This is a genomic window from Bacillus sp. MZGC1, assembly GCF_002998605.1.
Taxonomy (GTDB): Bacteria; Bacillota; Bacilli; order Bacillales; family Bacillaceae; genus Bacillus.
The window spans coordinates 750,002-774,578 of sequence record NZ_PVRE01000002.1 but is presented as its reverse complement, the minus strand read 5'-3'; the positions used below and the strand labels follow the sequence as shown (position 1 = coordinate 774,578).

Below are 24,577 nucleotides of genomic sequence, written 5' to 3'. Positions count from 1 at the left end.
TTTTTCTTGGCAGATTTTTAAGAAAAGAGTGATTTCTATTAGAAAAAACACTCTTTTATAAAGGAGTAAACCTAACAAAAAACAAAATTAACTCTCTTTTAATAAATTGAGCAAGTGATGCAGACCGTATTTCACAGCGCGCTTTCGAATGCCCGACCGGCTTCCTGTAAACATCCATTCAAACACGTCTGTATGGTCTTTCGTAGATAGCCCAATGAACACTTTTCCGACAGGCTGTCCCTCGTGGGTATCAGGGCCTGCTACACCCGTAAAACTAATGCCAATATCACTTCCCGCGAGCTTTCTAGCACCTTCAGCAAGCTCTAGAGCACACTCTTTGCTGACAGCACCATGAGAAGACAACGTTTCCTCCCGGCAGCCAAGCACCTGCTGTTTGACTTGATTTGTATAACAAACGACACTGCCGCTTAAAATCGACGATGCACCTTCAAGATCTGTCAGCCATTCAGAAAACATTCCGCCAGTCAGGCTCTCAGCCGCTGCCACTGTTTTCCCGTGTTCGTGCAAGGCCTTGGAAGCTTCACGGACTAGTGATGTATCACCATACCCGTAGAAGTACTCTCCTACCCGCGCTAAAATTTTCGCTTCTGTTTCTTTTAACAGACGCTCCGTTTCTTTTTCATCCTCATGCTTAGCCGTGAGCCTAAGTGTCACTTCACCGTCAGATGCGAGAGGTGCAATCGTTGGGTTGGTTTGAGCATCAATTAAATCTTCTAGGTCTGTTTCAAGCTGTGATTCACCGATTCCGAAGAAGCGGAGAACAACAGACACGATTTTTTCCTTTAAACCCAGTTTCTCAGAAATCAGCGGCTTCGCCTCGTTCTCAAACATCGGATGCAGTTCACTTGGCGGTCCAGGAAGCAACATATAAAATGTATCGTCTTCTTGAATAAACATACCTGGGGCCATCCCAAACCGGTTTACGAGCACATCAGATCCTTCTAGAACGAGTGCCTGCTTACGGTTATTCGGCGACATGTCTCGTCCAGTCTTTCGAAAGTAGTCTTGAATGGATTCAAATGCTTCTTCATTTAGCACGAGCTCTTTTCCGAGCGTACTCGCAATGGTTTCTTTTGTTAAATCATCTTTGGTTGGTCCAAGACCACCTGAGAAGATAATAAAATTCGATCTTTCCTGCGCCACTTGAATGGCCCTTTTTAAACGCTCTGGATTGTCACCAACTGCTGTGTGGTAATAAACATTCACACCAATTTCAGCTAGCTGTTTGCTGATAAATTGTGCATTCGTATTCGTAATTTGCCCTAGCAAAAGTTCGGACCCGACTGCAATAATTTCTGCTTTTCTCTCTGACTTCAAAGCGTACACGTCCTTTTTAGTTAGAATTCTTTAAAGCTTCCCAGTTTTTTGCAAAGTAATCCCAGCCTGACACAACAGTGAAGAACACTGCTACCCACATCGCAAGGTCACCAAACGGGAATGATACAAGTTCAAATGGCAGGTTATGCAATAGAATTGCTGAAATCGCAATGATTTGCGCCCATGTTTTCACTTTTCCAAGCATATTAGCTGCTACCACTTCACCGCCTCCGGCTAATACAAGCCTTAGACCGGTTACAGCAAATTCACGGCTAATGATCACAATCGCCATCCATGCCGGTGTGAGGTTGTATTGAACAAGTATAATTAAAGCAGCTGAAACAAGCAATTTATCTGCAAGCGGATCTAAAAATTTACCAAAGTTTGTCACTAAGTTAAGTTTACGCGCATAGTACCCATCAATCCAGTCAGTTGTCGAAGCGACAATAAACAGGATTGCTCCAACAAGATGCGTCACTTCGATGCTGACGTGACCAAAACGCGCAACACCCCAATCTAAAGGTGCAAGCATAATGATCATAAAAACAGGGATCAAGGCGATCCTGGAAAGAGTTATTTTATTCGGTAAGTTAAACATGAAATTCAATCCTCCAATAAGCCATTTTTTTATGTATATATAATAGTAGGAACAAAAGAAAAGTCATCTGCTTGCTTAAGATGACTTTTCCTTTCCTTTATTCACAATCACAATGTTTTGTGTCATGGTGTTTTTAGGGTCTAATTCGTACTTAAGCGTTTCGTCATTCACCTTGATATCAATTCCAGTCGCATTGCCTAGACGGATATCGACCTGAGAGAGCTCAGACAAGTCTGTTTTAAACGATTCGCCATCTTTTAGTTCACCCATCTTCAGCACTTTTCCAGATTCGTCTCTGACGCGCAGCCATGAAGCTTTTGTTGCAGAAATGGTTAACTCCATCTCATCTGCACCTGACACTTCATACGTTGTCGTTGAGCCTTCCGTATTCGCTGCCTTCAAAGAGACCGTTTCATCGTCTTTGGATGAATCCTTTGATGAATCATCTTTTTTAGATGATTTTTCTTGATCATCTGACGAAACTTTTTCTTTTTTCTTTTGATCCTTTGCGAGAGATGAATCCTCAGATACTTCATATTTAGATTCTGACTGCTGAGGAGCCGCCTGATTGTTCTTCTGCCCGCTATCATGATTGACCGCCTGCACAATTACATAAATGATCGCGATGACCACAAGGACGCCTCCAATAATCAAGATGGTCGGCAGCAGCTCAAGCACCTTCGAGGCAGGCTTTGGCAGCTCTCTTTGCGGCTTAATATTTGATAATTTATCAGATACTTCATCGTTATACGTGCTCGGTACATCTTTACGAAATTCTTCGAACAATTGTTCAGGATTTAGTCCAACGGCTTCGGCATATTGTTTAATAAACGCTCTGACGTAAAATTTACCTGGAATAATATCATAGTTTCCTTGTTCGATTGCTAGCAAGTAGCGCTTTTGGATTTTGGTCACCGTCTGAAGATCCTCCAGCGACATCCCTTTTTCCTCTCTGGCCTCAATGAGCCGTTTTCCCAATTCAGTCAAAACAAACACCTACCATTACCATATTAAAAATCGAAGCCAGAAAAACCAGAATGATCAAACACTTGTGGTTCTTCAGCGTGCTCATATGTAATCTCTTCATCTGCACTATTACGCAATTCAATGATATAGTCGAAATCATCCATTGTATATTCTGAATTTTGAATAAAGATGTCTGGATGCTCAACCACCTTCGTTGCCGGCAGTCTCATAATTTCTCTTAAAAGCTGCAAGTGCTTCTCAGAACCTCTTCGCGTCGACACAATCCCATCAATAATAAAGACGTTATCTGGGCTGTATTCATCCGCAATCAGCTGACTTCGGATCGTCTGTTTCAAAAGAGTGGACGATACAAAAAGCCATCTCTTGCTGGCACATACACTTGAAGCCACAATTGATTCTGTCTTTCCGACACGCGGCATCCCGCGAATCCCAATCAATTTATGTCCTTCTTTTTTAAATAGTTCAGCCATAAAATCAACAAGAAGACCAAGCTCGTCCCTTTCAAAACGGAACGTCTTTTTGTCATCCGCATCACGCTGAATATATCTGCCGTGACGAACCGCTAAGCGGTCACGAAGTTTTGGCTGTCTTAATTTCGTTACTTTTATCGTTTCCATTGTATTTAAAATTGATTCAAGGCGCTTAATTTGATCTGTGTGGTCACAGCGCAAAAGCATTCCGCGTCTTGATACATCAACACCATTAATTGTCACAATATTAATTGAAAGCATCCCCATTAGAGAAGAAATGTCTCCTAATAGTCCGGGACGGTTTACCTGTATCTCATATTCAAAATACCATTCGAGCTTTGCCAAATGATATTACCCCCTTCATTGTGGCAAATTTTTACCTTCCTTTATCATAAAGCATTTTCACATTTTTAGAAAGCACAATGTTGCTAAACGGTTAAAATAAAAAGAGAGGCACAAACGACCCCTCTTTTTGTTTAGTGCGAGCTATTATTTTCAACCAGCTTGACCATCATATTGGCAATAGCGCGCTGCTCATCTTCTGATGCAACGCTCCAAAGGTCAGCAAGTACTCTTTCTTGCTCGTTCTTTGCTTCAACTTCGTTAGCTAAATATCCGCCAATTTCATACGCAAGGTTATTGATGGTATCATCTTTTAAACCTTTATCCTGCGCATGATTTAAACGGTCACCTAAAAAGTTTTTCCAATGGTCCCAGTTCTCAAGTACTGACATGTCGATTCCTCCATTCGAAAAGATGAATTACAGCCATAGCTTTTGTCATGGAGAGACGAATTATACACGTTTTTTAACAGTACCAGCCGCCATTAACGGATAAAATTTGACCTGTCATATAACTTGACTGCTTTGAGGCGAGAAACCAAATGACATTTGCAATCTCCTCAGGTGATGCAAGCCGGCCAAGCGGGATTTCTTCCTCAAGCATTGCAATATCTTCTTGTGTGAAGCTTTTCATCATGTCTGTACGGACAGCACCTGGCGAAACAGCATTTGCTCTAATTCCACTTGGGGCAAGCTCTTTTGCCAGACCTTTAATAAACGCATTTTGCGCCCCCTTCACCATGCTGTACAGCACTTCACACGATGCACCTGTTTCTCCCCATATCGAGCTTACTACAACAATATGACCTGCTTTTTTTTGAATCATGGCTGGCAATAGGTGTTGGGTGAGCTCATATGGACTTGTGACATGCAGCTGCACCATACTGGCTAATACATCTTTTTCTGTATCTGTCACTAATCCGACATGACTTTTACCGCTATTTAATACAAGAATATCTGGGGATACAGGCAGACGGCTGACGAGCTCATCTGCTCCGCCCATTTTAGCTAAATCCGCTTGAACGACGTGCGTCTGAATATGACATGTTTCTTCCAGCTGAGCGGCAAGCTGCACGGCTGACTGTTCATTTTTGTGATAATGGAGCATCACGTGGCAGCCTTCATGGGCAAGCTTTTTGGCTGCAGCCTGCCCAATCCCGCCACTGGCACCTGTTATCAGCGCCCAACGACTCATCACATGGATTCCTACTTTCTATTTGAAATATCTATTCTTTTCGTTTAAATGGGAACCAGTTAGCTGATCCGAACAATTTCACCATCACAGGTACGAACAATGGTAGCACAACGAGTGCGTACAGCAAAAGTCCTGTTAGAACAAGTGTTGCTATCTGCAGGAGAGACAGCACTCCTGAAGGAAGCATTGCTGCAAAGGTTCCTGCCAAAATAACAGCAGCAGACATAATGACAGAGCCCATATTCTTCATTGATTCGGTCATAGCAAACTGAATGTCTTTTGTTTTGTATTCATTGAACCGCTCCATTAAGAAAATCGAATAATCGACTCCGAGCGCCATTAATATGACAAATCCAAAGAATGGAACAGCCCAGTTAATGCCCGGGTATCCGAAGAAATGGGTGAAAATAAATTCTGTCATCCCGATAGCTGTAAAGTAAGTCAAAATAAGTGAACCTACCAAGTACAGCGGCATAACAAGCGAACGGAACAGGATCACCAGGATGAGGAAAATACCGATCATCATGTAAAGAACCGTCTTATTGAAATCTTGGTCTGACAGCTGTTTTAAATCAGCGTTCATACTTGATACACCTGAAACGCCGAATGATGCATCTTTTAGGTTCGTTTCAGGAAGTGCCCGCTCGACAGAAGCTTCTACTTGTTTGATCGTCGACAGGGCTTCATTGCCATATGGATTTTTTTCTAAAATGACATCAATTTTTGTCATCTTGCGGTCATCCGACATGTATGAATCAAATACTTGCTTGAATGCTTTATTTTTCAGCACGTCTTTTGGGATAAACCAGCCGGCCATGTCTTGATCTGGTGCATTTTTCAGTTCGTCTAAGTAGTCACCTGCACCCATTAACCCGCTTGAAATTTTCTCCAGTCCACTTGCGCTTTTGTTCAGCCCATCTGTCAGCTTGGTCAGGTCATCACCAAAGCCGCCAATCTTTTCTTTCATTTGTTTTTGACCATCAATCACTTTGCCAGCTCCATTTGCAAGCTTCGGCATATTATCAGCTAACTGTCCTTGACCTTTAGACGTTTGATCAAGTCCAGTTTCAATTGCGTCTAAGCCAGCAATGAGCTCATCGATTTGACTCGTCAAGACTTTCTGCTGCTCTGAAGCTTTTGCGATAAAGGCATCCGCTGCTTCAAGCTGTTTTTTGGCTTCTTTTGCTTGTTTGGCATAGCTGTCTGCCTGTTTCGCCCCTTCTTGCAAGGTCGTAGAAAGTTCATTATATGAAGCTTTGATGGCTTGATACGATTGATTTTCTTTTACCTGCGGAATTTGTTTTTCGAGTGTACTAAATTGTTGATTTGCTTGTGTGATTAATGCTTTTACATCCGCTGCGGCAGAGGATGACGTATCAACTTGCGCTAATGCTGCCTTTAATTCTTTGGAAATGCTTTTATATAGCGCAACTTGCTGATTCACTTGTGCGACTTGAGCCGTTAATTCCTTTTTCGCACTTTTAATTTTTTCTTTAATCTCTGCTACACCGTTTTTGTTTTGATCGATTCCGCTTTGCAGTTTTCTTAACATTTTCTCGACATTTTGAATGCCTGTTTGTACTGATTCAGTGCCAGAAATCAGCTGGTTAATGCCTTTTCCAGATGATTTGATCTGCGGCGTTTGATCTTCAATAGATTTACTCATTGTCGTCAGTGCATCTTGGATTTTTTTCAAGCCTTCATTGCTTTTATCAAGTCCGGTATTCAGCTCTTTGGCTTGTGATTTCACGTACAGATCACTCAGCCCTTTACCGACAGGACGTGTCGCACTTCTCACTTTACTTACGCCATCTGTTTGTTCAATTGCACGGCTGAGTTTTTCAACAGCAATCAGCCCTTTATTGTTGTCTAACAGATCAGCTGATTTGACGACAATCGTTGCCGGCAGTGCTTCTCCTGGCCCAAATTTGTCAGAAATGGTATTGAATGCATTGACTGATTCGTATTTATTACCGATTTCATCTAAGCTGTTATACGAAAGCGTTCCTTTATACATGAGAATGGGCGGAAGCGTAATGATTCCTACGATTAATAAACTGAAAAGTGGTTTTTTAAATGAAAAGCGTCCTGCTGTTTCCCACATTTTTGACTGCGGATGAGCAATATCACCTTTAATCGGCCAAAATAACACTTTTCCTAAAACCGCCATAAAGAACGGAACAATCGTGAGAAGCGCCACAATCAGCACAGCGACACCAACTGCTACTGCAACAGCTGATTTATAGAGCTGGAATTGCGCCAGGCCTATACAGGTAAAACCGATTAGCACAGCAATTCCGCTGAATAAAACGGTCTTTCCTGCTGTTTTATACGTAATCAGAATCGCCTCAATTTTATCTTTACCGTGTGCGATCTCTTCTTTAAAGCGACTGAGAAGCAGAATGCAGTAGTCCGTTCCTATTCCAAACATGATCGCGACCATGAAAATTTGGGTAAAGGTCGAGAGCGGGAAGTCGAGATATTTAACTAAATAAGCCACGATGGATTGACTCACCAAGTAAGACAGAGCTACTGCGACTAATGGTACGAAAGGCGCCACAGCTGATCTAAAGACAAGGACAAGAACGATGAGAATAAACCCAATCGTAATGAACTCTGTTTTCTTCAGACCTTCTTGCGAGCTTGTGATCACATCATCATCAATTAACGGCTGTCCTGTCATTTCAAATGTTAGGTTTAAGCTCTTCAGCTTTTCATTGACTTTTTCTTTAAAATCGGAAGCTTTGATTTTGTTTGAGTCATATGTAACTGGAACAAGGAGCGTCGTGCGATCTTTAGAGAGCATCTGTTTTTTGATATCTTTGTTGGCGTCAAAATAAGAAGTGATATCTTCTACATGTAGATCATGATCCTTTTCTAAAATCTCCATTGCCTTTTTTAAAGATGTTTCTCTTTCTTTGACGATGTTCTTTTCTTGAAAGACAATGACGATTGATTTTTCTGTATCACCGTTTTCAGACATTTTCTTTAATAACTGATTTGCATATGAGGACGGATAGCCGTCTGGTACTGAAATTTGCCCTTTTTCTTTTGTTAATTGCGCCATATTAGGAGCTGTGATGAGTAACACTGCCGCTAATACGATCCATAGAATCGTGATCAGCCATCTACCCTTTATGATTGCTCTCATTAGTACTTTGTGCCTCCTCTTCGATGATCACTTGATAGATCTTTTCATATGTTTGAATAAATGATTCCATTTCTTTTTCTTCCAGCTTTTCAAAATAAGATCGAACTAGATCCTGAAGCTGCTTTTCCATTCGGCTGACCACATCTTTGCCCTCTGGCGTAACGTACAGGTGAACATTTCTTCGATCGGCTTGATCGTGCTCACGGACAATATAGTTTTTCGTAAAAAGACGATTTGTCATGGAGGTTACCGCACTTTTGTTCACATTACATACATTTGCAAGGTCAGTTGATGTACATCCAGGATGTAAATTGATGTATCGAAGCGAGTAATACTGATCAAGCGTCAGCTCTTTATCAAGCTTTTCCGTGATCATACCCGATACCTTTTTTTCCATCATGAGATAGACGTCTGCATATCTCTGAATGAGCTGTGCAATTTTATTTTGTTCCATACGCTGCTCCTTTTTAGTTTAAGTGTTTAACTATTAAAGAGTTTAACTAACGAACAAATTGATTGTCAATGAAAATCCTCACTAATAACATGCTTTTATCAATTAGACATAAAAAAGACAAACTCATTTGATCTGAGTTTGTCTTTTTTTATTTATTTTGTTTTCGGGACGACTTTGAAAACGGACATCCGTTCTTCATCAATTTCTTCCTCTAAAATTTGCTGAATGTCGGCTAATTGGATTTGTTCCAGCATGGTCACGACATCAAATAAGCTCATGTCTAAAAATGCATATCGAGTGAATTGGTTCGCAATGTATTCGGGAGAGTTCATGGCTTTTAAAAAGCTGCCGATTTTCTTCTTGCGCGCGAGCTCAATTTTCTCTTCTGACATCAAGTTCTTTGCTTGAAGAAGGGTTTCTTTTAATACTTTTGCCAGTTGATCAGGATCATTTGTATCTCCGCCAACTGACGTGAAGCCAAAGCCGCCTTCTTCCGTATAATCGTAGCTGAAGGTCTCATCAATTAAGCCTTTTTCATACATTTGTTCATATTGTAAGGAGCTTTTACCAAACAGCGTCTCTAAAATGAGATTCATCCCGAGCTCATGTTTTAGCAGCTGATTTCCTTTTTTATGAGGATTCTTTGTTTTCAACCCGAACATACATTTCGAGCCTTGTACGTTCATTGGAAGTTCGTATTCTTTTCGGTACACACCTTCAGGCTCATTGATGTCTTTTCGTTTGATCTCTGGCTGGTCTGTAAATGGCTTTTTCGCCTGATTCGCTCTGACTTGATCTAATATTTGCTTTGGATCAACGGGACCGACAACAAATAGAAGCATATTGCTCGGGTGATAGAACGTTTCATAGCATTCATACAAATGATCTTTTGTAATCGGAGCAATACTTTCTACTGTTCCAGCAATATCAATTCTCACGGGATGCTCTTGATATAGATTTTCAATCAGACCGAAGAATAAACGCCAGTCCGGATTGTCATCATACATGTTAATCTCTTGACCAATGATGCCTTTTTCTTTTTCGACCGTTTTTTCAGTAAAATAAGGCTCTTGAACAAAATCAATGAGCGTCTCAAGATTTTGTTCGACATTTGAGGTGCTTGAGAATAAGTAAGCTGTTCTCGTAAACGTTGTAAAAGCATTTGCGGATGCTCCTTGCTTACTAAATGTATGAAATACGTCTCCATCTTCTTTTTCAAACAGTTTATGCTCTAAGAAATGGGCAATTCCGTCAGGCACTCGAATCATGTCTTCTTTGCCAAGCGGCACAAATTCGTTATCGACAGAGCCATATTTGGTTGTAAAAGTCGCATAGGTTTTGTTAAACCCTTGCTTTGGGAGCACATAAACGTCAAGTCCGCTCTCCATTTTTTCGTGATAGACCGTTTCTTGCAGCTGGTCGAATTGAATTGTTTTCACTGTCATGAAGCACCCTCCGTTCCTTTAAGAAAATAGGTCGTATCCCATTCGATTTTCTGACCCACTTTGATGATGTCCTCTTTTGTCACTCGGTCAAGTGCTTGTAAAAAGGAATCAAGCGTTTCTCCTGTTGGCACAACGGCATGCTGATACAGGTATTCTGCTGTCCCATAAGATGTATCGATCGTTTCAAGTAGCTGATTTTTGACGACAGCCTTTGTTTGGTCAATCGCTTCATCTGAAAAATCACCCTTTTGCATCGCTTCAAATTGTTCTTTAATAATGTCTACTGCCTGCTGGTAGTTGCCGACTTCAATTCCTGACATGACCATCATCAAGCCTTTAAAGCTCTCAAGTCTAGACACAGCGTAGTACGCAAGACTTGCTTTTTCCCGAACATTGATGAATAGCTTCGAATGCGAGAAGCCGCCAAATATGCCATTAAACAAATGCAGCGCCGGATAATCTTCATCTGCAATCGTCGTATGCGTGCGAAAGCCGATATTCAGCTTGCCTTGCTTCACGTCCTCTTCATCAATGACTTCTTTTGCTTCTTTTTGCGTTCTTGTTGACTCAGCGTGTTGTTTGACCGGTTCTCTATCACTTGTTTTGAAGTATTGAGAGACCATTCGGCTGATGTCTTGTTCGTCAACATCTCCCACAACATAAAGATCAAGCTGATTCGATTGAAGCGCATGCTCATAAGCTTCAAAAAGCGAGTGAGCTGTGATCGTTTCGATATCTTCCATTTCTCCATTGACGTGCAGTGCATATGGTTCACCTTTGCACATTTCCTGCACAAGCCTTAAGTTCGAGTAACGCATTTTATCATCATACACTGCTTGAATTCGCTGTTTTAAAGTACGTTTTTCTTGATCTACATATAATTGACTAAACGCTCCATCTTCAACATACGGATGGAATAGTAGATCAGATAGTAAAGCAATTCCTTTTTCTAGTAAAGGTGTTTGATCCTTTAAATATTTTTCATTCGCCATTTCCAGGCGGAAGGTAATGATGTGATTCTCCCCTTTTTTCGCCATGTCTGCTGAAACAGTAGCACCATAAAGCTCATCAAAATAAGCACGCAATTCTCCTGTTTTCGGCATTTTTTCTGTTCCTCTTAACAGCACATGCGGGAAAAGTGAACGCATGGTGACGTCATCTTTCGATAGAGGCGCAAGCATTTTAAAAAGGATTGTGACCGTTTTAAATTTTTCTGTTTTGACAATATGAGTATGAAGACCAGGTGTGTCTAGTGTCTTCTCTTGTAAGTACGTCATGAGAAACCTCCTTTGTTCATCCTATTTATTATGTATTAGAACATAGCTGATATATACGTGAAACAGCCATTTAATAGACATTATATCAATCAGAGGAAAGGATAGGAAATAAAAACGCCTCTGCTATGAGCAGAGGCGCCGGTCGTTATTTCATTCTAAAAGGCCACCAATTCCATTTTCCAAAAATACGAACCATGACCGGAATAAAGAGAGGTAATACAACAAACGCATATAATAAAAGTCCAATGAGTATGACCGTTGCAATTTCAACAAGTGATAATACACCAGACGGCAGCATGGCGGCGAAGGTCCCCGCTAATATCGCGACTGCTGAAATAATGACAGAACCCATATTTCTCATCGCTGATATCATTGATGCTTGCACATGCTCTCCCTTCCATTCATTAAAGCGATCCATTAGGAAGATCGAATAATCAATGCCAAGGGTGACAAGAATGACAAAGCTGAAAAATGGGACAGCCCAGCTAAGACCGTCGTAGCCAAAAAATGTTTTGAAGATCCATTCTGTTAATCCGACGGAAGTAAAATACGTTAAAATGAGTGAAAGTGTTAAGTATATCGGCATGACGATTGACCGTAATAATATAATTAAAATGATAAAGATGCCAACTAACATGAAAATGACCGTTCGAATAAAGTCACCGTCAGATGTTTCTTTTAAATCTACATTTAAACTTGAGATACCAGACACACCGTAATTTGCATTCTTTAACCCGCTGACAGGTAAATATTGATCAAGGGTGTCCTCAATTTTGGCAACGCCTTTCATCGCTTCATTGCTGTATGGATTCACATTTAAAATAACTTCTAAGGTTGTTAATTTACGATCTGGAGACATATACGTTTTAAAGATTTGCTTAAATTCATGGCGTTTCAGCACTTCTTCTGGAATAAACCAGCCCGTTATTTCTTCATCTGGCGCTTGCTGAAGCTGCTTTAAATAGCCGTCCGCCTCGGTGAAGCCGCTTTTGACCTGCTCGAGCCCTTCAATACTTTCACCTAATCCATCTGTTAATAATGTAAGTTTTGATGAGAGCTGATTAAATCCTTTTTTGATGGCTTTTTGTCCGCCTGTCAGTTGATCTGCGCCATCTTCAATTTTAGGCATTTCTTTAATCAATTGTTTTTGTCCTTCATTTGTTTGTTCAAGACCGTCATAAATTTGATCGAGCCCGTCCATGAGTGCTTGCACTTGGCGTTTTACGTCTTTTTGCTTGCTTGATAAGGTTTGAATTACTTGATCTGCTTTTTTGATCTTTTGTTTAAAGTGAGAGGCTTCCTCTTCATACACACTCATTTGGTCCCCAGCTTGATCAAGCATTTCTTTTGTGTCTTTGAATACTTTCTTGATTTCTTTATATTCATCCATATCTTTTACTTCTGGAAGCCGTTTTTCAAGTGCTTCAAACGATACATTTTCATAGGAATTTTTTACTTTTTTAATGGTGGTCATCAGCTGCTGATTGGATTTCGCATGACGTTCTAGCGTACTCACCATTCGCTTAAGCTCTTGAATCATCGCTTCACTGCTGCGATATTCTTGCTCTAATTCCTTTTTCGCTTCTTTGATTTTACTTCGGATGGTCCCGACGCCATCTTTACTGCGCCTTACCCCATCTTCTAAAGAGATCAAGGACTCCCTTACTTCTCCAATTCCGCTTTTGATCGCTTTTGTTCCATCAATCAGCTGGTCAATGCCTTTAGCGGATTCTTGAATTTTTGGTTTTTGTTTGAGAAGGGCAAGATTTGTTTCGGTCAGGCCATCTGAAATTTTCCCGATTCCTTCGTGGCCTTTGCCAAGTTCTCCTCCCAGCTCTTTTGCTTGAGAGGTGACGTAAAGCTGACTTAGCCCGTCTCCAACAGGCCTAGTGACACTGCGGACTGTTTTTACTTCGTCAATGTCATTTAATTTACGGGTCAGTTTTTCAATCATGACAATCTTTTCTTGGTTATCTAACTTATTGTCACTTTCAACAAGTACATTCAGGGGCAGCGCTTCCCCAAAGCCAAATTGCTCTGATATCGTATTAAATGCAGACACTGATTCATACTTTGTCCCAATCTCATTTAAGCTGTTATAAGAAAGAGTTCCGTCATACATCAAAATAGGAGGCACAGTAATTAGTGCAACTAAACCTAAACTGATCAGCGGCCTTTTAAATGAAAAACGCCCAGCCCATTCCCACATTTTACTTTGCGGGTGGCGAATGTTTTCTCTTTTAGATGGCCAAAAAAGGGATTTTCCGAAAACAGACATAAAAAAGGGAACGATGGTGACTAGGGCAATCAGCAGTATGCCAACTCCAACAGCAACACTAACGGCTGATTGATACAATTGAAATTTGGCAAACCCAATGCTTGAGAAGCCGACTAACACGGCTAAGCCACTGAAAAAGACCGTTTTCCCTGCACATTTATATGTGATGATAATCGACTCTTTGACATCACGACCTTGTCCGATCTCTTCTTTAAAACGGCTTAACAGCAAAATACAATAATCTGTTCCTATACCGAACATAATAGCTACCATAAAAATCTGAGTAAAATTAGATAGAGGAAATTGCATATATTCTACTAGAAAAGCCACAATACACCGGCTGACGGCATAAGAAATGCCGATTGTAATGAGCGGAACAACAGGTGCCAAAATCGATCTGAAAACAATGATTAAAATAAAGAAAATAAAAATCATCGTAATAAGTTCAGTTTTCTTCAGACCTTGTTGAGAGCTTTTAATGACATCTGAATCCACAAATTTTTGACCCGTCATTTCATATGAGACATGATAGGGCTTTAAAACTTCCTCAATTTGTTCTTTAATCTTCACAGCTTTTGTTTCGTAGTGGTCGAATTTGAATGGAACAAGAAGTGTACTTTTATCCTTTGATAAAAGTTGTTTTTGAATGTCCGGATCTACATGAAAATACGAAGTAATTCCGTCAATGTGGAGGTCTGGGGCATGAGTCATGAGTGCAGATAAAGCCTTTTTTAATTCCTGCTCTTTCTCAGGGAACAGATGTTGTTCGGAGAATACAATGACACCCGTATCTTTTTTCCCGTTATGATCTGATAGCTTATCCAATAAGTGAAGTGCCTCAGCTGTTGGTGTCCCCTCCGGAACCTTTAATTGCCCTTTTTCTCTTGTTAATTCCTCTAAATTAGGCGCAGTAATAAACAGAATCACAGCTGTTATCATCCACACCACTAATACAATCCATCTTGCTTTAATTATTTGCAACATAGCTGCTTCAAGCTCCTTCTAGTTCATCAATCAATTTGCTGTATTTGAGCGTGTCTGAAGTGCTGACTGCGTCTCCTTCAACGTGCTAATGGCAGGATGACCTATTCAATTGTCTTTTCGTGTTGAAGAAACACATATTCATCATCAGCACGCGAGCTCAATTTCTGCCTGAAGAAAGACAGAAAATGAATGTTTTTGAACACCTCCTATTTGGGATAATTTAAAAGATATTACTATACATTAGTTTAACTATCAAAATTTTACATGTCAATTTATAAAAAAGAAAAAAGATGGCAAAATACCGTCTTTTTTCTAGATTAAACCGTTTTTAATTGTTCACTTTCATCCTTTTCATCTGGCTGGATGAAGAAGAGGACCAAAAATAGTGAAATAAGACTGCAAATGGTCGAGAGAATAAAAACGATGGAGTCCCCTTTATCCATGAGATAGGCGTAAATCGGAGGTCCTAAAGCGACACCGATAAAACGCATACTGCTGTAAAATGACGTAATGGTTCCGCACTGCTCTTTTTCGATTCCTTCTGTAATCAGGGCATCAAGTGCAGGCAGTACAATACCGATGCCAACACCGCCAACGCTTAAACAGATAAACAATACGTAAAAGCTGTGATTCCACCATAAAAACATATAGGAAAGTGATAACAAGGCCATGCCTACGATTATAAAGATTCTCATTTTCCCTTTTTCTTTTCCAATCGTTTTCCCAGCAATGTATGAACTGATGGATAGAAAAAGGAGCGGGATACTAAGCAGGAGCCCTTTTTTGACACCCTTAATTTGATAAGCTGCCTCTAGGTTATCAGATAAGTAAAAAAGCACACCAAAAAGAAGAAACATAATAAAACCGCCAATTGCAAAAATGGCATAAAGCCAGCGTCCCTCATGCTTAAAAATGGTCTTTGTTGATTTTAAAAATTCTTTGAATGTAGGCGGGTCCTCCTCTTTTTTCGCGGACTCTACCATGAACAGTACCATGAGAAAGCTGATGATTGAAAAGAACGGAATAAACCAAAACGGCACAAACCAAAACCATGAAGCCAGAAGCGCCCCAATAATCGGGCTTAATACCTTTCCAGCTGTGTTAGAGGTTTCGATGGCGCCAAGTCCCGCACTTACTTCTTCATCATCATGAAACAAATCTCCTATAAACGGCATCACGACAGGTGCTGCCCCGGCTGAGCCAACACCTTGAAGGACCCTTCCAAATAGAATCCACATGTAGGGTTCTTTCATGATCGTTGAGGCAACTGCTGCCACAGCCCCACCAAGACCTGCGATTAACAGACACGGCAGGAGTACCTTTTTACGCCCGATTCGGTCCGATAAATAGCCGGCGATTGGAATACATAAGATCGCTACAACAGAGTATACCGTAATAATGAGGGAGACTTGAAAGGAAGTGATGGAGAGTGTCTTTTCTATCTCTGGCAATACAGGTATTAACATCGAGTTCCCAAGTGTCATGATTAGAGGCACTGATGATAATGCAATAATATTCTTTTTACTGACTGTTTTCTCGCCCAACATCATTCACCCAATTCTATATACTGTTACGTATTAGTGTGGCAAGTTTTACGGGTATTATGTATGGGCAAACAAAAAGCAACCGCTTATGGAAGCGACTGCTTGTTAAAATCGTTTACGTATCACATGAAAGCTGAATTTATCCGCTCGAAAATAATTAAGCGAGTATAAGACCGGCTGATCATCCTGATCATAGTGCATTTGTTTCAGTAATAATAATGCTGTTTCAGGGTCACATTCGAGTATCGGTGAAACCTGATCGTGGTAGCCGATTGGTTCGATGTCAGCAACTGCATATTTAATCCCGCTGTGTGGTTCTCTTCCAAACAGCTCAAAAAGAGACTCTTCTTCATGTGTAAAAGAAGCAGGAAGATGCTTGACCGGAATTTTATCTAAACAATATACCACTGGCTGTCCATCTGCCGTTCGAACGCGTTCCATTGAAAAAATCTCATCAGATTCATCACACTGAAAACGAATCACATCATTCTCTGTTGGCTCCCCTTCTTGCGAGGATAAAAAGATGGTACCAGGCGTCATATTGACCTGCTCGATCATTTTCGTGACACTTGCCAGCTGTTCTATGCCTGTTGAAAAGAGTGGTCTAGAGTTGACGAACGTTCCCACACCATGCCTTCTAATTAAATACTTCTCTTCTTCTAATACACGAAGGGCTTCACGCAGTGTCGCTCTGCTCACGCCTAAAAGCTTTGAGAGCTCAAACTCAGAAGGCAGCTTTTCTTTTTCTGCATATACGCCTGTTTGTATATCTTCTTTAATACGGTCAATCACTTTCAAATATAAATGGCGATTGTCTGTTTTGGTCGACATGTTTTCCCTCCGTCTAATCAATGCAAATGATAAGATGAGAAATCTCTATTCCGAGATAAGTTGAACACAACTATATCATGTTTTTGCAAATAAATAAATAGTCTGACTTCCAGTTAACATAATCATACTATCGTTTACTCCTTTTTTAGGAAAGCTCTCTTCGATTTATGAAGAGAGCTCGTCATATTGTTCTTTTGAGAGCAGGACTTCTCTCGGTTTACTTCCTTCATAAGGGCCGACAACGCCTCGCTCTTCCATTGCGTCAATCAGGCGGGCCGCTCGGGTATAGCCGATGCGGAATCTTCTTTGAAGCATAGAGACAGAAGCCGTCTGCATGCCGATGATGAGTTCCACTGCTTCATCATATAAATCGTCATCCACAGCTGTAAGCTGATCCTGCGTTTCTTCAGTTGGAATCATTTCTTCTTGATATTGTGCTTTTTGCTGGGTGATCACATGATCAACGACATGCTCCACTTCTTCATCTGATAAAAAGGCGCCTTGCACACGAACCGGTTTGTTTGCACCTACCGGTAGAAACAGCATATCCCCTCTGCCCAGCAGTTTTTCTGCGCCACCCATATCAAGGATCGTCCTTGAATCTGTTTGCGAGGACACGCTAAAGGCGATGCGAGATGGGATGTTGGCTTTAATGACACCTGTAATGACATCGACAGAAGGTCTTTGTGTAGCAATAATTAAATGAATCCCGGCAGCACGAGCCATTTGCGAAAGTCTTGTAATGGAATCTTCTACATCAGAGGAAGCGACCATCATTAAATCTGCAAGCTCGTCTACAATGACGACAATATAAGGAAGTTCTGGCTGTTTGGCCTCTTCTGATTGATTCATACGTTTAATGTAATCATTGTATCCTTCAATATTTCTTGTCCCCGTATGAGAAAATAATTCATAGCGGCGCTCCATTTCGCTGACTACTTTTTTAAGTGCCTGTGAGGCTTTCTTAGGGTCCGTTACAACGGGAGCGAGCAGATGCGGAATGCCATTATACACATTTAGTTCAACCATTTTCGGATCAATCATCATCATTTTCACTTCATGAGGTTTCGCTCTCATGAGAATACTTGTGATAATACCATTGATGCACACACTTTTTCCGCTTCCAGTCGAGCCTGCTACAAGTAAATGCGGCATTTTGTTCATTTCAGCCAGCACAGCTTCACCGGAAATATTTCGGCCCAGTCCAATCAGCAGCTTGGCGTTTGGACGGTCATTTTGCTTTGATTCTAATACCTCTTTTAAAGAAACCATCGCGATTTCTGCATTAGGAACCTCAATACCGATGGCTGATTTACCAGGAATCGGCGCCTCAATCCGAATGTCTTTTGCTGCGAGAGCAAGGGCTAAGTCATCACTTAGATTGACGATCTTACTTACCTTCACGCCGACATCTGGATAGACTTCATATTTGGTGACCGCCGGTCCTAAGTGGACCTGTGTAACTTTTGCTTTTACACCAAAGCTTTGAAACGTTTTTTCAAGCTTTCTTGCATTTTCGTATATATTTTTCTTGTCTGTTTGCTGCCCTGAGTGCTGCGGCTCTGCCAAAATATCAAGTGACGGCAATTCGTAATCTTTGTTTTCAAGTTCAGTAAATGTCATCGGCGGCGCCTCTTTATCAGCAGAATCTGATGGAACCGGTGCATTTTGCACAGACTCTTGAAGAGGCTCTGTCTCTTTTGCCACCTGCTCTTTTTGAACGAGCGGGGTGAGAATGTCATCTCTGTCAGCAAAGCTTGAGATAATCGGCTGGCTATTGTCAGAAACCGGCGTTTCCTCTTCGATCAAGATCTGATCATCATCGTCCTCTTCCTGAATACGAGACCGTTTTTTCTTTTCACCTGTTTTTTGAGGGGGCGCGCTCTTTTTCGCCTGCCTGATTCCTTTCATATCTTCAACAAACGCTTTCCACTGCTTCACCATAAATTGTGAGACAGGCAGTGTCACTTTTTTCACCATTTCTTGAAGAGAACGATTTGTAATCAGCACAATTCCAATCAGCATCAGAACGATTGCCATAATTTGAGAGCCTGCTTGTGCAAATAAGAAATAAGAAGCAGCAAATAATACGGCACCGATCATGCCGCCTCCTAAATCAGGCGACCCAGTCTCACCTTTCATGTCCATCAAGAAAAGCTCAAATGTATTTCTCATCACACTTTGAGAGCCTATCGCGCCCGCAGATGAGAGGTGCTGAAAGAGCTTCACATGAGACAAAAGCAAGATACTCGCAATGATGCAGTATAGCCCTGCTTTTCTCCTTGTCAACATATCTGGGATTTGTTTTTTCCAGAAGATGGTCACGCCAAAAAGAAATAATCCGATAAGGCAGAGAATGAACCATTCACCTGCAAAGAATCGGAATAAATGTACGAAGGTTTGTCCAACGACGCCTAGCTGTAAAATGGCAATGATCGCTATGGCAATACAGACTAACCCATTTAATTCATATTTCAGTTTTAGCTGTTTATTTTGTTTTTTTCTCGTTTTCCGTTTTCTCTTTTTAGCCATACTCATCACCTTACTACGAAAGAAAATATAACCTACCGAAAGATCAGAAAGAAAGCAGCCTGGTTTTGGCTGCATCTTGTTGTAAGTTTTCCCTTTATTATAGCATAGAATCATTCATATGAGTCGGTTTGATTGGTGCCTAATTGTAACTTCAATCGCTTGCCTGGTGCAAGCTCTTGATTCAGAAAGTCCATTGGATTGGTACTCATGACTTGAACGATTTCTGCTTCATCCTCTTTCATTTCAACCATAACTGGCACGCCTTGGATGTTTACCTGTTGAAGTTTGCGGTCTCCTTGTTCCTCCGCGTAAATGGCTTCATATGGCATAGGTGTATATAAAATCATTGGATCAGCCCCTCATTTTGAGATGCCCTGTCTCCAATCAGTTCGTTCAACTTTTTAATCGCTTGTCCTACGCCGCCTACTTCATTCATGAGTCCGTATTCTGCTGCCTCATGACCAACAACATTTGTTCCAATGTCTCTTGTCAAATTGCCTTTTGAGAACATGAGCTCTTTAAACTTCTCTTCTGTAATATTGGAGTGGCTTGTTACAAAGTTAATGACTCTTTCCTGCATTTTATCTAAGTATTCAAAGGTTTGCGGGACACCAATCACTAGACCAGTTAAACGCACAGGATGAATGGTCATCGTGGCTGTTTCTGCAATATAGGAATAGTCACACGATACAGCAATCGGGACACCAATAGAGTGGCCGCCGCCAAGTACAATCGATACAGTCGGTTTCGATAAAGATGCAAGCATTTCTGCAATCGCTAGTCCCGCTTCAACATCGCCGCCTACTGTATTTAAGATGATCAAAAGACCTTCAATTTTCGGGTTTTGTTCAACTGCGACGATTTGCGGAATGACATGTTCGTATTTGGTTGTTTTATTTTGTGGCGGAAGCTGCATGTGGCCTTCAATTTGTCCAATAATGGTAAGGCAATGTATATTTGTATCTTGCGGCAGCTGTGGTATGGCTGTTTCACCAAGCTGCTGTATTTTGCTCATAATGCTGTCTTTTTCTTCTGGCTTTCGCTCAGGCTGCTGTTCATTCTTTTCGTCCATTTGTCTCCATCCTTTCCTCAAACTCTCCTTCTATTATGAACAAGAAGGCCGTATTCAATCCGCATTCCTAGCGCCACATCAAAAAAGCCCAAAGAGCTTATGCTCCTTGGGCTTTCTCATCACACTTCCATAATAATTGGAATGATCATCGGCTTACGTTTTGTTTTTTCATATAGGAATTGATTGAGTACATCGCGCATGGATTGTTTCAATGTTGACCATTCAACAATTGAGTTTTCCGTTTGCTCTTTGACAATTCCTTTGACCATTTCTGTCGCTTTTACAATCAGCTCTTCGGATTCTCTGACATACACAAATCCTCTTGTGATGATTTCAGGTCCAGAAATTAATTGTTTCTTTTGTTTATCAAGCGTAATAACGACAATTAAGATACCATCTTGAGACAATAGGCGTCTATCGCGTAACACAATGTTCCCGATATCACCAACGCCAAGACCATCGATCAAAATATTGCCTTGGTGAACTTTTTCACCGATTTTTACGTTCTGTCCTCTAAACTCCACAACATCCCCTTTATCAATCAAGAAAATGTCACTTCGTTTCATTCCCACTTCTTCAGCAATACGAGAATGTGCTTTTTGCATACGATATTCACCATTCACCGGAATTAAATACTTTGGCTTTAGTAAGTTCAGCATCAGCTTTAACTCTTCTTGGCAGCCATGTCCAGAGACATGCACACGTTTTTGCGCAAAAATGACTTGTGCGCCGCTTCTTGTGAGGAAATCCACTGTTTTTGAATATGTGAGTTCTTGTCCTGGAAGAGGTGTAGATGCAATCACAACAGTGTCATCTTTTTCAATATGAAGCTGTTTGTGATTTTGTTTTGCCATTTTTGTTAAAGCAGCAAGAGGCTCTCCGTGGCTTCCAGCTGTGAGGACGACCACATCGTTTTTCGCCATTTTCTTCACTTCTTGAACTGGTACAAATAATTCTTCGTCTGCTGTGACATAACCAAGTTTGATCGCCAGCTGAAGAATCGTCATCATATTCTTCCCTGCTACGGCAAGCTTACGGCCATTTTGATTCGCTGCATTAATGATCTGCTGCACGCGGTTAATGTTCGATGAAGATACAGCGACAATTACTCGATTTTCAGCATTGTACATCGCATTTGAGATTTCGTCTTGGACGAGCGCCTCAGAAGGTGTATAACCTGGTTTTTCAGCATTGGCACTGTCTGAAAGTAGTGCTAAAACGCCATTGTTTCCAATTTTCGCAATCTCTCCGATGTCACAGGCTTGGTTAAGCGCTGGGGTTTGATCAAATTTAAAATCACCTGTGCATACGATTGAACCAAGAGAGGTTTTGAAGCTGATCCCAACTGAATCAGGGATGCTGTGATTCGTTCTAAAGAATGATACCTTTGTTGTTTCAAACGTAATGACTGATTTCGCATGTACCTCACGTAAATCAGCTTTTTGATTGAAGCCATACTGCTTTAATTTTTCTCGAAGTAACGCAAGGGTCAGCTTCGTTCCGTAAACTGGTACAGACAATTTGCTTAAGCAATGGAATACGCCTCCGATTGCTTCATCATGTCCGTGGGTAAGAAAAATTGCTTTCACCCGATCAGCACGTTCTGTTAAATAAGAGATATCAGGAATAACGACGTCAATGCCTAGCATTTCGTTTTCTGGATGCATCAAGCCTGCATCTACCACATATATGTCGGAATCAATTTCAATGACATATAAGTTTTTCCCGATTTCTCCAACGCCTCCCAGTGCAATAATTCTTACGTTCTCTGTATTTTTCTTTTTCAAAATTCTTATCCTCCTAGTCTCAAGCCCGTCCATCATCGCTTAATGCTATTATAACTGAATCTAATTTTAGAAAACAAGATGAAGTCACATTTTAAGAAAGTGTTTATGTATAAAAAACGGTCATACTCAGGGACATCTGAGAATGACCGCTTACGAAATCTTTTGTTTTGATCAGCTGTTTAAGACGCTGCTTAAATCCAGTCTCTCTTCTTCTGACAAAGGTAAAAGCGGAAGACGAACAGATCCGACATCTAGTCCTTTCAGCTGAAGAGCTGTTTTGACAGGCGTTGGATTTGGCGCTGTGAAAAGCTGTTTCATGATTGGGAGCAGCTTTTGATGGATCAATGCGGCATTGGCCGTTTGACCTGAAGCATAGCTTTTCAGCATTTGCTGCATATCAAGCCCTACGATATGAGACGCCACAGAGACCACTCCTTTTGCACCAACAGATACAGCTGGAAGTGTTAAGCTGTCGTCACCTGAATATACATCGAAATCTTCTGGTGTCTCTGCAATGATTTTTGTCATGGCATCAAGATCACCGCTTGCTTCTTTGATCGCGACAATGTTAGGTATTTGCGCAAGTTTAATGGTTGTTTCTGGGGCTAATGACGCAACCGTTCTCCCTGGTACATTGTAAAGCATGACAGGAAGAGATGTAGACTCGGCAATGGCTTTAAAGTGTGCATACATGCCTTCCTGTGATGGCTTGTTGTAGTAAGGTACGACAAGCATCACTGCATCAACGCCCGCTTCTTCTGCTTTTTTCGTTAGTTTGATAGACGCATTTGTATTATTACTGCCTGTTCCTGCAATGATTTTACAACGACCATTTGCTAATTTCACCGATTGCTGAAAAAGAGCGACTTTTTCTTCAGTCGATAAAGTTGGCGATTCGCCTGTTGTCCCTGCAACGACTAAAGAGTCACTGCCGTTTTTTAATAAGTAATCAATGAGAATTGATAGCTTTTGGAAATCAATGTTGCCCTTTTTATCAAAAGGTGTAATCATAGCTGTTGCGATATTTCCGAAATTCATTTTTTTCACCTCATCATGATTCAATCACATTTATCTTGAAAGTTCAAACACTTCGTGCAGGGCATTGACAGCCGCTCTCATGTTTTCTTCGTTCACTAGCACCCAAATGGTCGTATGGCTGTCAGCCGATTGTAAAATCGGAATGTTTTGCTCGGATAGAGCCGATACAATTTTAGATGTGACACCTGGTACACCCATGATGCCTGCGCCAACAGCTGATACTTTTGCACAATTTGTTGTCACAATTGGCGTATAGCCAAGATCTTTTAGGATCGATGTTGCCTTTTCAGTCATTGCACCTGTCACTGTATACACAATCTCACTCGGTGTAATGTTGAAGAAGTCGACACTGATTTGTGCGTTAGCCATAGCCTTGAAGACCTCTGTTTGGACGCTGTACTGCCCTTCTTTTGCCGGGACCTTGATTTGCGTCACATCATTGACATGTGCAATACCCGTAATGAGGCGGTCGTACACATCATGGCTCATTTTATCTGAGTAGTGTGACGTGACGAGTGTGCCCTCATCATCAGAGTATGTTGAACGGACCCTCATTGGTACTTTTGCTTGCATCGCAATTTCGACAGCTCTCGGGTGAATGACTTTCGCCCCTTGATATGCAAGATTGCAAATTTCCGTATATGTCACGACTCTGAGCGGCTTTGCATTTTCAACAATGCGGGGATCTGCTGTCATGACGCCTTCTACATCTGTAAAAATATCAATGAAGTCTGCCTGTAATGCAGCACCTAAAGCAGCTGCGGACGTATCACTGCCGCCTCGTCCGATTGTGGTCACGTCCCCATTTTTCGCAGCTCCTTGGAACCCAGCAACAACGACAACATCATGTTCAGACAGTGCCGCCTCGAGACGTTCACACTTCATATCAATAATTTTCGCACTCGTATGCTCCTTATCTGTCACAAAGCCCGCCTGTGCGCCTGTCATTGCTACAGCCTTTAGCCCGTTTTCATTCAGCATACTTGAAAACACAACAGCTGAAATATTCTCTCCGCAGGAAACGAGCAAGTCTTTTTCTCGATTTGTCATATGCTGCTCGCTGCCATAAAGCAGACCAAGCAGCGTATCTGTCGCATAAGGGTCGCCTTTTCGTCCCATTGCGGAAACGACGACAACCGACTTATAGCCTTTCTCTTTTGCCGATAAGATATGTGCAAGTGCCCTTTTTCTACCTTGATCATCTTTGACAGATGTACCGCCAAATTTTTGGACAATTATTTTCACTGTTTTCACT

The 24,577-nt window shown here is 41.3% G+C and carries 19 protein-coding genes; all 19 read right to left on the bottom strand.

The features are described from left to right. Window positions 1-87: 87 nt before the first annotated feature. A complete protein-coding gene (locus C6Y06_RS09110; protein ID WP_060596326.1) occupies window positions 88-1,338 on the bottom strand; it encodes a competence/damage-inducible protein A in 1,251 nt (416 codons plus the stop codon). A gap of 16 nt (window positions 1,339-1,354) precedes the next feature. Then, entirely contained in the window at window positions 1,355-1,936 is a 582-nt protein-coding gene (gene pgsA / locus C6Y06_RS09105) for a CDP-diacylglycerol--glycerol-3-phosphate 3-phosphatidyltransferase (RefSeq protein ID WP_060596323.1), read from the bottom strand. A 75-nt stretch (window positions 1,937-2,011) separates the two neighbouring features. Further along, the gene (locus C6Y06_RS09100; protein WP_060596321.1) at window positions 2,012-2,923 is read right to left on the bottom strand and encodes a helix-turn-helix domain-containing protein; all 912 of its coding nucleotides are present in this window, start codon (window positions 2,921-2,923) and stop codon (window positions 2,012-2,014) included. A 23-nt stretch (window positions 2,924-2,946) separates the two neighbouring features. Continuing rightward, window positions 2,947-3,738 (bottom strand): DUF3388 domain-containing protein, encoded by a 792-nt coding sequence (locus C6Y06_RS09095; RefSeq protein WP_003211480.1) that lies wholly within the window; start codon window positions 3,736-3,738, stop codon window positions 2,947-2,949. 131 nt (window positions 3,739-3,869) lie between these two features. Further along, a complete protein-coding gene (locus C6Y06_RS09090; RefSeq protein WP_003211590.1) occupies window positions 3,870-4,127 on the bottom strand; it encodes a DUF3243 domain-containing protein in 258 nt (85 codons plus the stop codon). A gap of 73 nt (window positions 4,128-4,200) precedes the next feature. Beyond that, entirely contained in the window at window positions 4,201-4,929 is a 729-nt protein-coding gene (gene ymfI / locus C6Y06_RS09085; RefSeq protein ID WP_060596319.1) for an elongation factor P 5-aminopentanone reductase, read from the bottom strand. Between the two features lie 31 nt (window positions 4,930-4,960). Continuing rightward, window positions 4,961-8,080 (bottom strand): MMPL family transporter, encoded by a 3,120-nt coding sequence (locus C6Y06_RS09080; protein WP_060596318.1) that lies wholly within the window; start codon window positions 8,078-8,080, stop codon window positions 4,961-4,963. Continuing rightward, window positions 8,058-8,534, bottom strand: coding sequence for a MarR family winged helix-turn-helix transcriptional regulator (locus C6Y06_RS09075; RefSeq protein ID WP_060596316.1), 477 nt, complete (start codon window positions 8,532-8,534; stop codon window positions 8,058-8,060). Before C6Y06_RS09075 ends, C6Y06_RS09080 begins: the two co-directional genes overlap by 23 nt. Window positions 8,535-8,686: 152 nt before the next feature. Beyond that, complete coding sequence (gene yfmH / locus C6Y06_RS09070; protein ID WP_060596314.1) at window positions 8,687-9,979, bottom strand: EF-P 5-aminopentanol modification-associated protein YfmH; 1,293 nt, start codon at window positions 9,977-9,979, stop codon at window positions 8,687-8,689. Further along, the gene (gene yfmF, locus C6Y06_RS09065) at window positions 9,976-11,256 is read right to left on the bottom strand and encodes an EF-P 5-aminopentanol modification-associated protein YfmF (RefSeq protein WP_106036802.1); all 1,281 of its coding nucleotides are present in this window, start codon (window positions 11,254-11,256) and stop codon (window positions 9,976-9,978) included. Before yfmF ends, yfmH begins: the two co-directional genes overlap by 4 nt. Before the next feature lie 145 nt (window positions 11,257-11,401). Beyond that, window positions 11,402-14,518, bottom strand: a complete 3,117-nt coding sequence (locus tag C6Y06_RS09060; protein ID WP_060596312.1) for an MMPL family transporter — start codon at window positions 14,516-14,518, stop codon at window positions 11,402-11,404. Window positions 14,519-14,835: 317 nt separating this feature from the next. Further along, window positions 14,836-16,065: a bacillibactin exporter BcbE gene (bcbE, locus tag C6Y06_RS09055; protein WP_223250456.1), complete on the bottom strand. Its 1,230-nt coding sequence runs from the start codon at window positions 16,063-16,065 to the stop codon at window positions 14,836-14,838. A 102-nt stretch (window positions 16,066-16,167) separates the two neighbouring features. Then, window positions 16,168-16,893, bottom strand: coding sequence for a GntR family transcriptional regulator (locus tag C6Y06_RS09050; RefSeq protein WP_060596309.1), 726 nt, complete (start codon window positions 16,891-16,893; stop codon window positions 16,168-16,170). 165 nt (window positions 16,894-17,058) lie between these two features. Continuing rightward, window positions 17,059-19,425, bottom strand: coding sequence for an FtsK/SpoIIIE family DNA translocase (locus C6Y06_RS09045; RefSeq protein WP_106036801.1), 2,367 nt, complete (start codon window positions 19,423-19,425; stop codon window positions 17,059-17,061). A gap of 110 nt (window positions 19,426-19,535) precedes the next feature. Next, entirely contained in the window at window positions 19,536-19,772 is a 237-nt protein-coding gene (locus tag C6Y06_RS09040) for a YlzJ-like family protein (protein WP_060596305.1), read from the bottom strand. Then, window positions 19,769-20,497: a ClpP family protease gene (locus tag C6Y06_RS09035; RefSeq protein WP_034662249.1), complete on the bottom strand. Its 729-nt coding sequence runs from the start codon at window positions 20,495-20,497 to the stop codon at window positions 19,769-19,771. The genes C6Y06_RS09040 and C6Y06_RS09035 overlap by 4 nt, the downstream gene beginning before the upstream one ends. A 119-nt stretch (window positions 20,498-20,616) precedes the next feature. Beyond that, complete coding sequence (gene rnjB, locus C6Y06_RS09030) at window positions 20,617-22,284, bottom strand: ribonuclease J2 (protein WP_060596304.1); 1,668 nt, start codon at window positions 22,282-22,284, stop codon at window positions 20,617-20,619. 171 nt (window positions 22,285-22,455) lie between these two features. After that, entirely contained in the window at window positions 22,456-23,322 is an 867-nt protein-coding gene (gene dapA / locus C6Y06_RS09025; protein ID WP_044142095.1) for a 4-hydroxy-tetrahydrodipicolinate synthase, read from the bottom strand. A 30-nt stretch (window positions 23,323-23,352) separates the two neighbouring features. Next, on the bottom strand, window positions 23,353-24,567 hold the full coding sequence (dapG, locus tag C6Y06_RS09020; RefSeq protein WP_106036800.1) for an aspartate kinase: 1,215 nt from the start codon (window positions 24,565-24,567) through the stop codon (window positions 23,353-23,355). Between the last annotated feature and the right edge of the window lie 10 nt (window positions 24,568-24,577).

Bases quoted from the DNA above. Each gene is read 5' to 3' on its own strand.
- pgsA (WP_060596323.1), bottom strand. From the start codon at position 1,936: ATGTTTAACTTACCGAATAAAATAACTCTTTCCAGGATCGCCTTGATC.
- C6Y06_RS09090 (WP_003211590.1), bottom strand. From the start codon at position 4,127: ATGTCAGTACTTGAGAACTGGGACCATTGGAAAAACTTTTTAGGTGAC.
- ymfI (WP_060596319.1), bottom strand. From the start codon at position 4,929: ATGAGTCGTTGGGCGCTGATAACAGGTGCCAGTGGCGGGATTGGGCAG.
- C6Y06_RS09080 (WP_060596318.1), bottom strand. From the start codon at position 8,080: ATGAGAGCAATCATAAAGGGTAGATGGCTGATCACGATTCTATGGATC.
- C6Y06_RS09075 (WP_060596316.1), bottom strand. From the start codon at position 8,534: ATGGAACAAAATAAAATTGCACAGCTCATTCAGAGATATGCAGACGTC.
- yfmH (WP_060596314.1), bottom strand. From the start codon at position 9,979: ATGACAGTGAAAACAATTCAATTCGACCAGCTGCAAGAAACGGTCTAT.
- yfmF (WP_106036802.1), bottom strand. From the start codon at position 11,256: ATGACGTACTTACAAGAGAAGACACTAGACACACCTGGTCTTCATACT.
- C6Y06_RS09060 (WP_060596312.1), bottom strand. From the start codon at position 14,518: ATGTTGCAAATAATTAAAGCAAGATGGATTGTATTAGTGGTGTGGATG.
- bcbE (WP_223250456.1), bottom strand. From the start codon at position 16,065: ATGTTGGGCGAGAAAACAGTCAGTAAAAAGAATATTATTGCATTATCA.
- C6Y06_RS09050 (WP_060596309.1), bottom strand. From the start codon at position 16,893: ATGTCGACCAAAACAGACAATCGCCATTTATATTTGAAAGTGATTGAC.
- C6Y06_RS09045 (WP_106036801.1), bottom strand. From the start codon at position 19,425: ATGGCTAAAAAGAGAAAACGGAAAACGAGAAAAAAACAAAATAAACAG.
- C6Y06_RS09040 (WP_060596305.1), bottom strand. From the start codon at position 19,772: ATGATTTTATATACACCTATGCCATATGAAGCCATTTACGCGGAGGAA.
- C6Y06_RS09035 (WP_034662249.1), bottom strand. From the start codon at position 20,497: ATGGACGAAAAGAATGAACAGCAGCCTGAGCGAAAGCCAGAAGAAAAA.
- dapA (WP_044142095.1), bottom strand. From the start codon at position 23,322: ATGAATTTCGGAAATATCGCAACAGCTATGATTACACCTTTTGATAAA.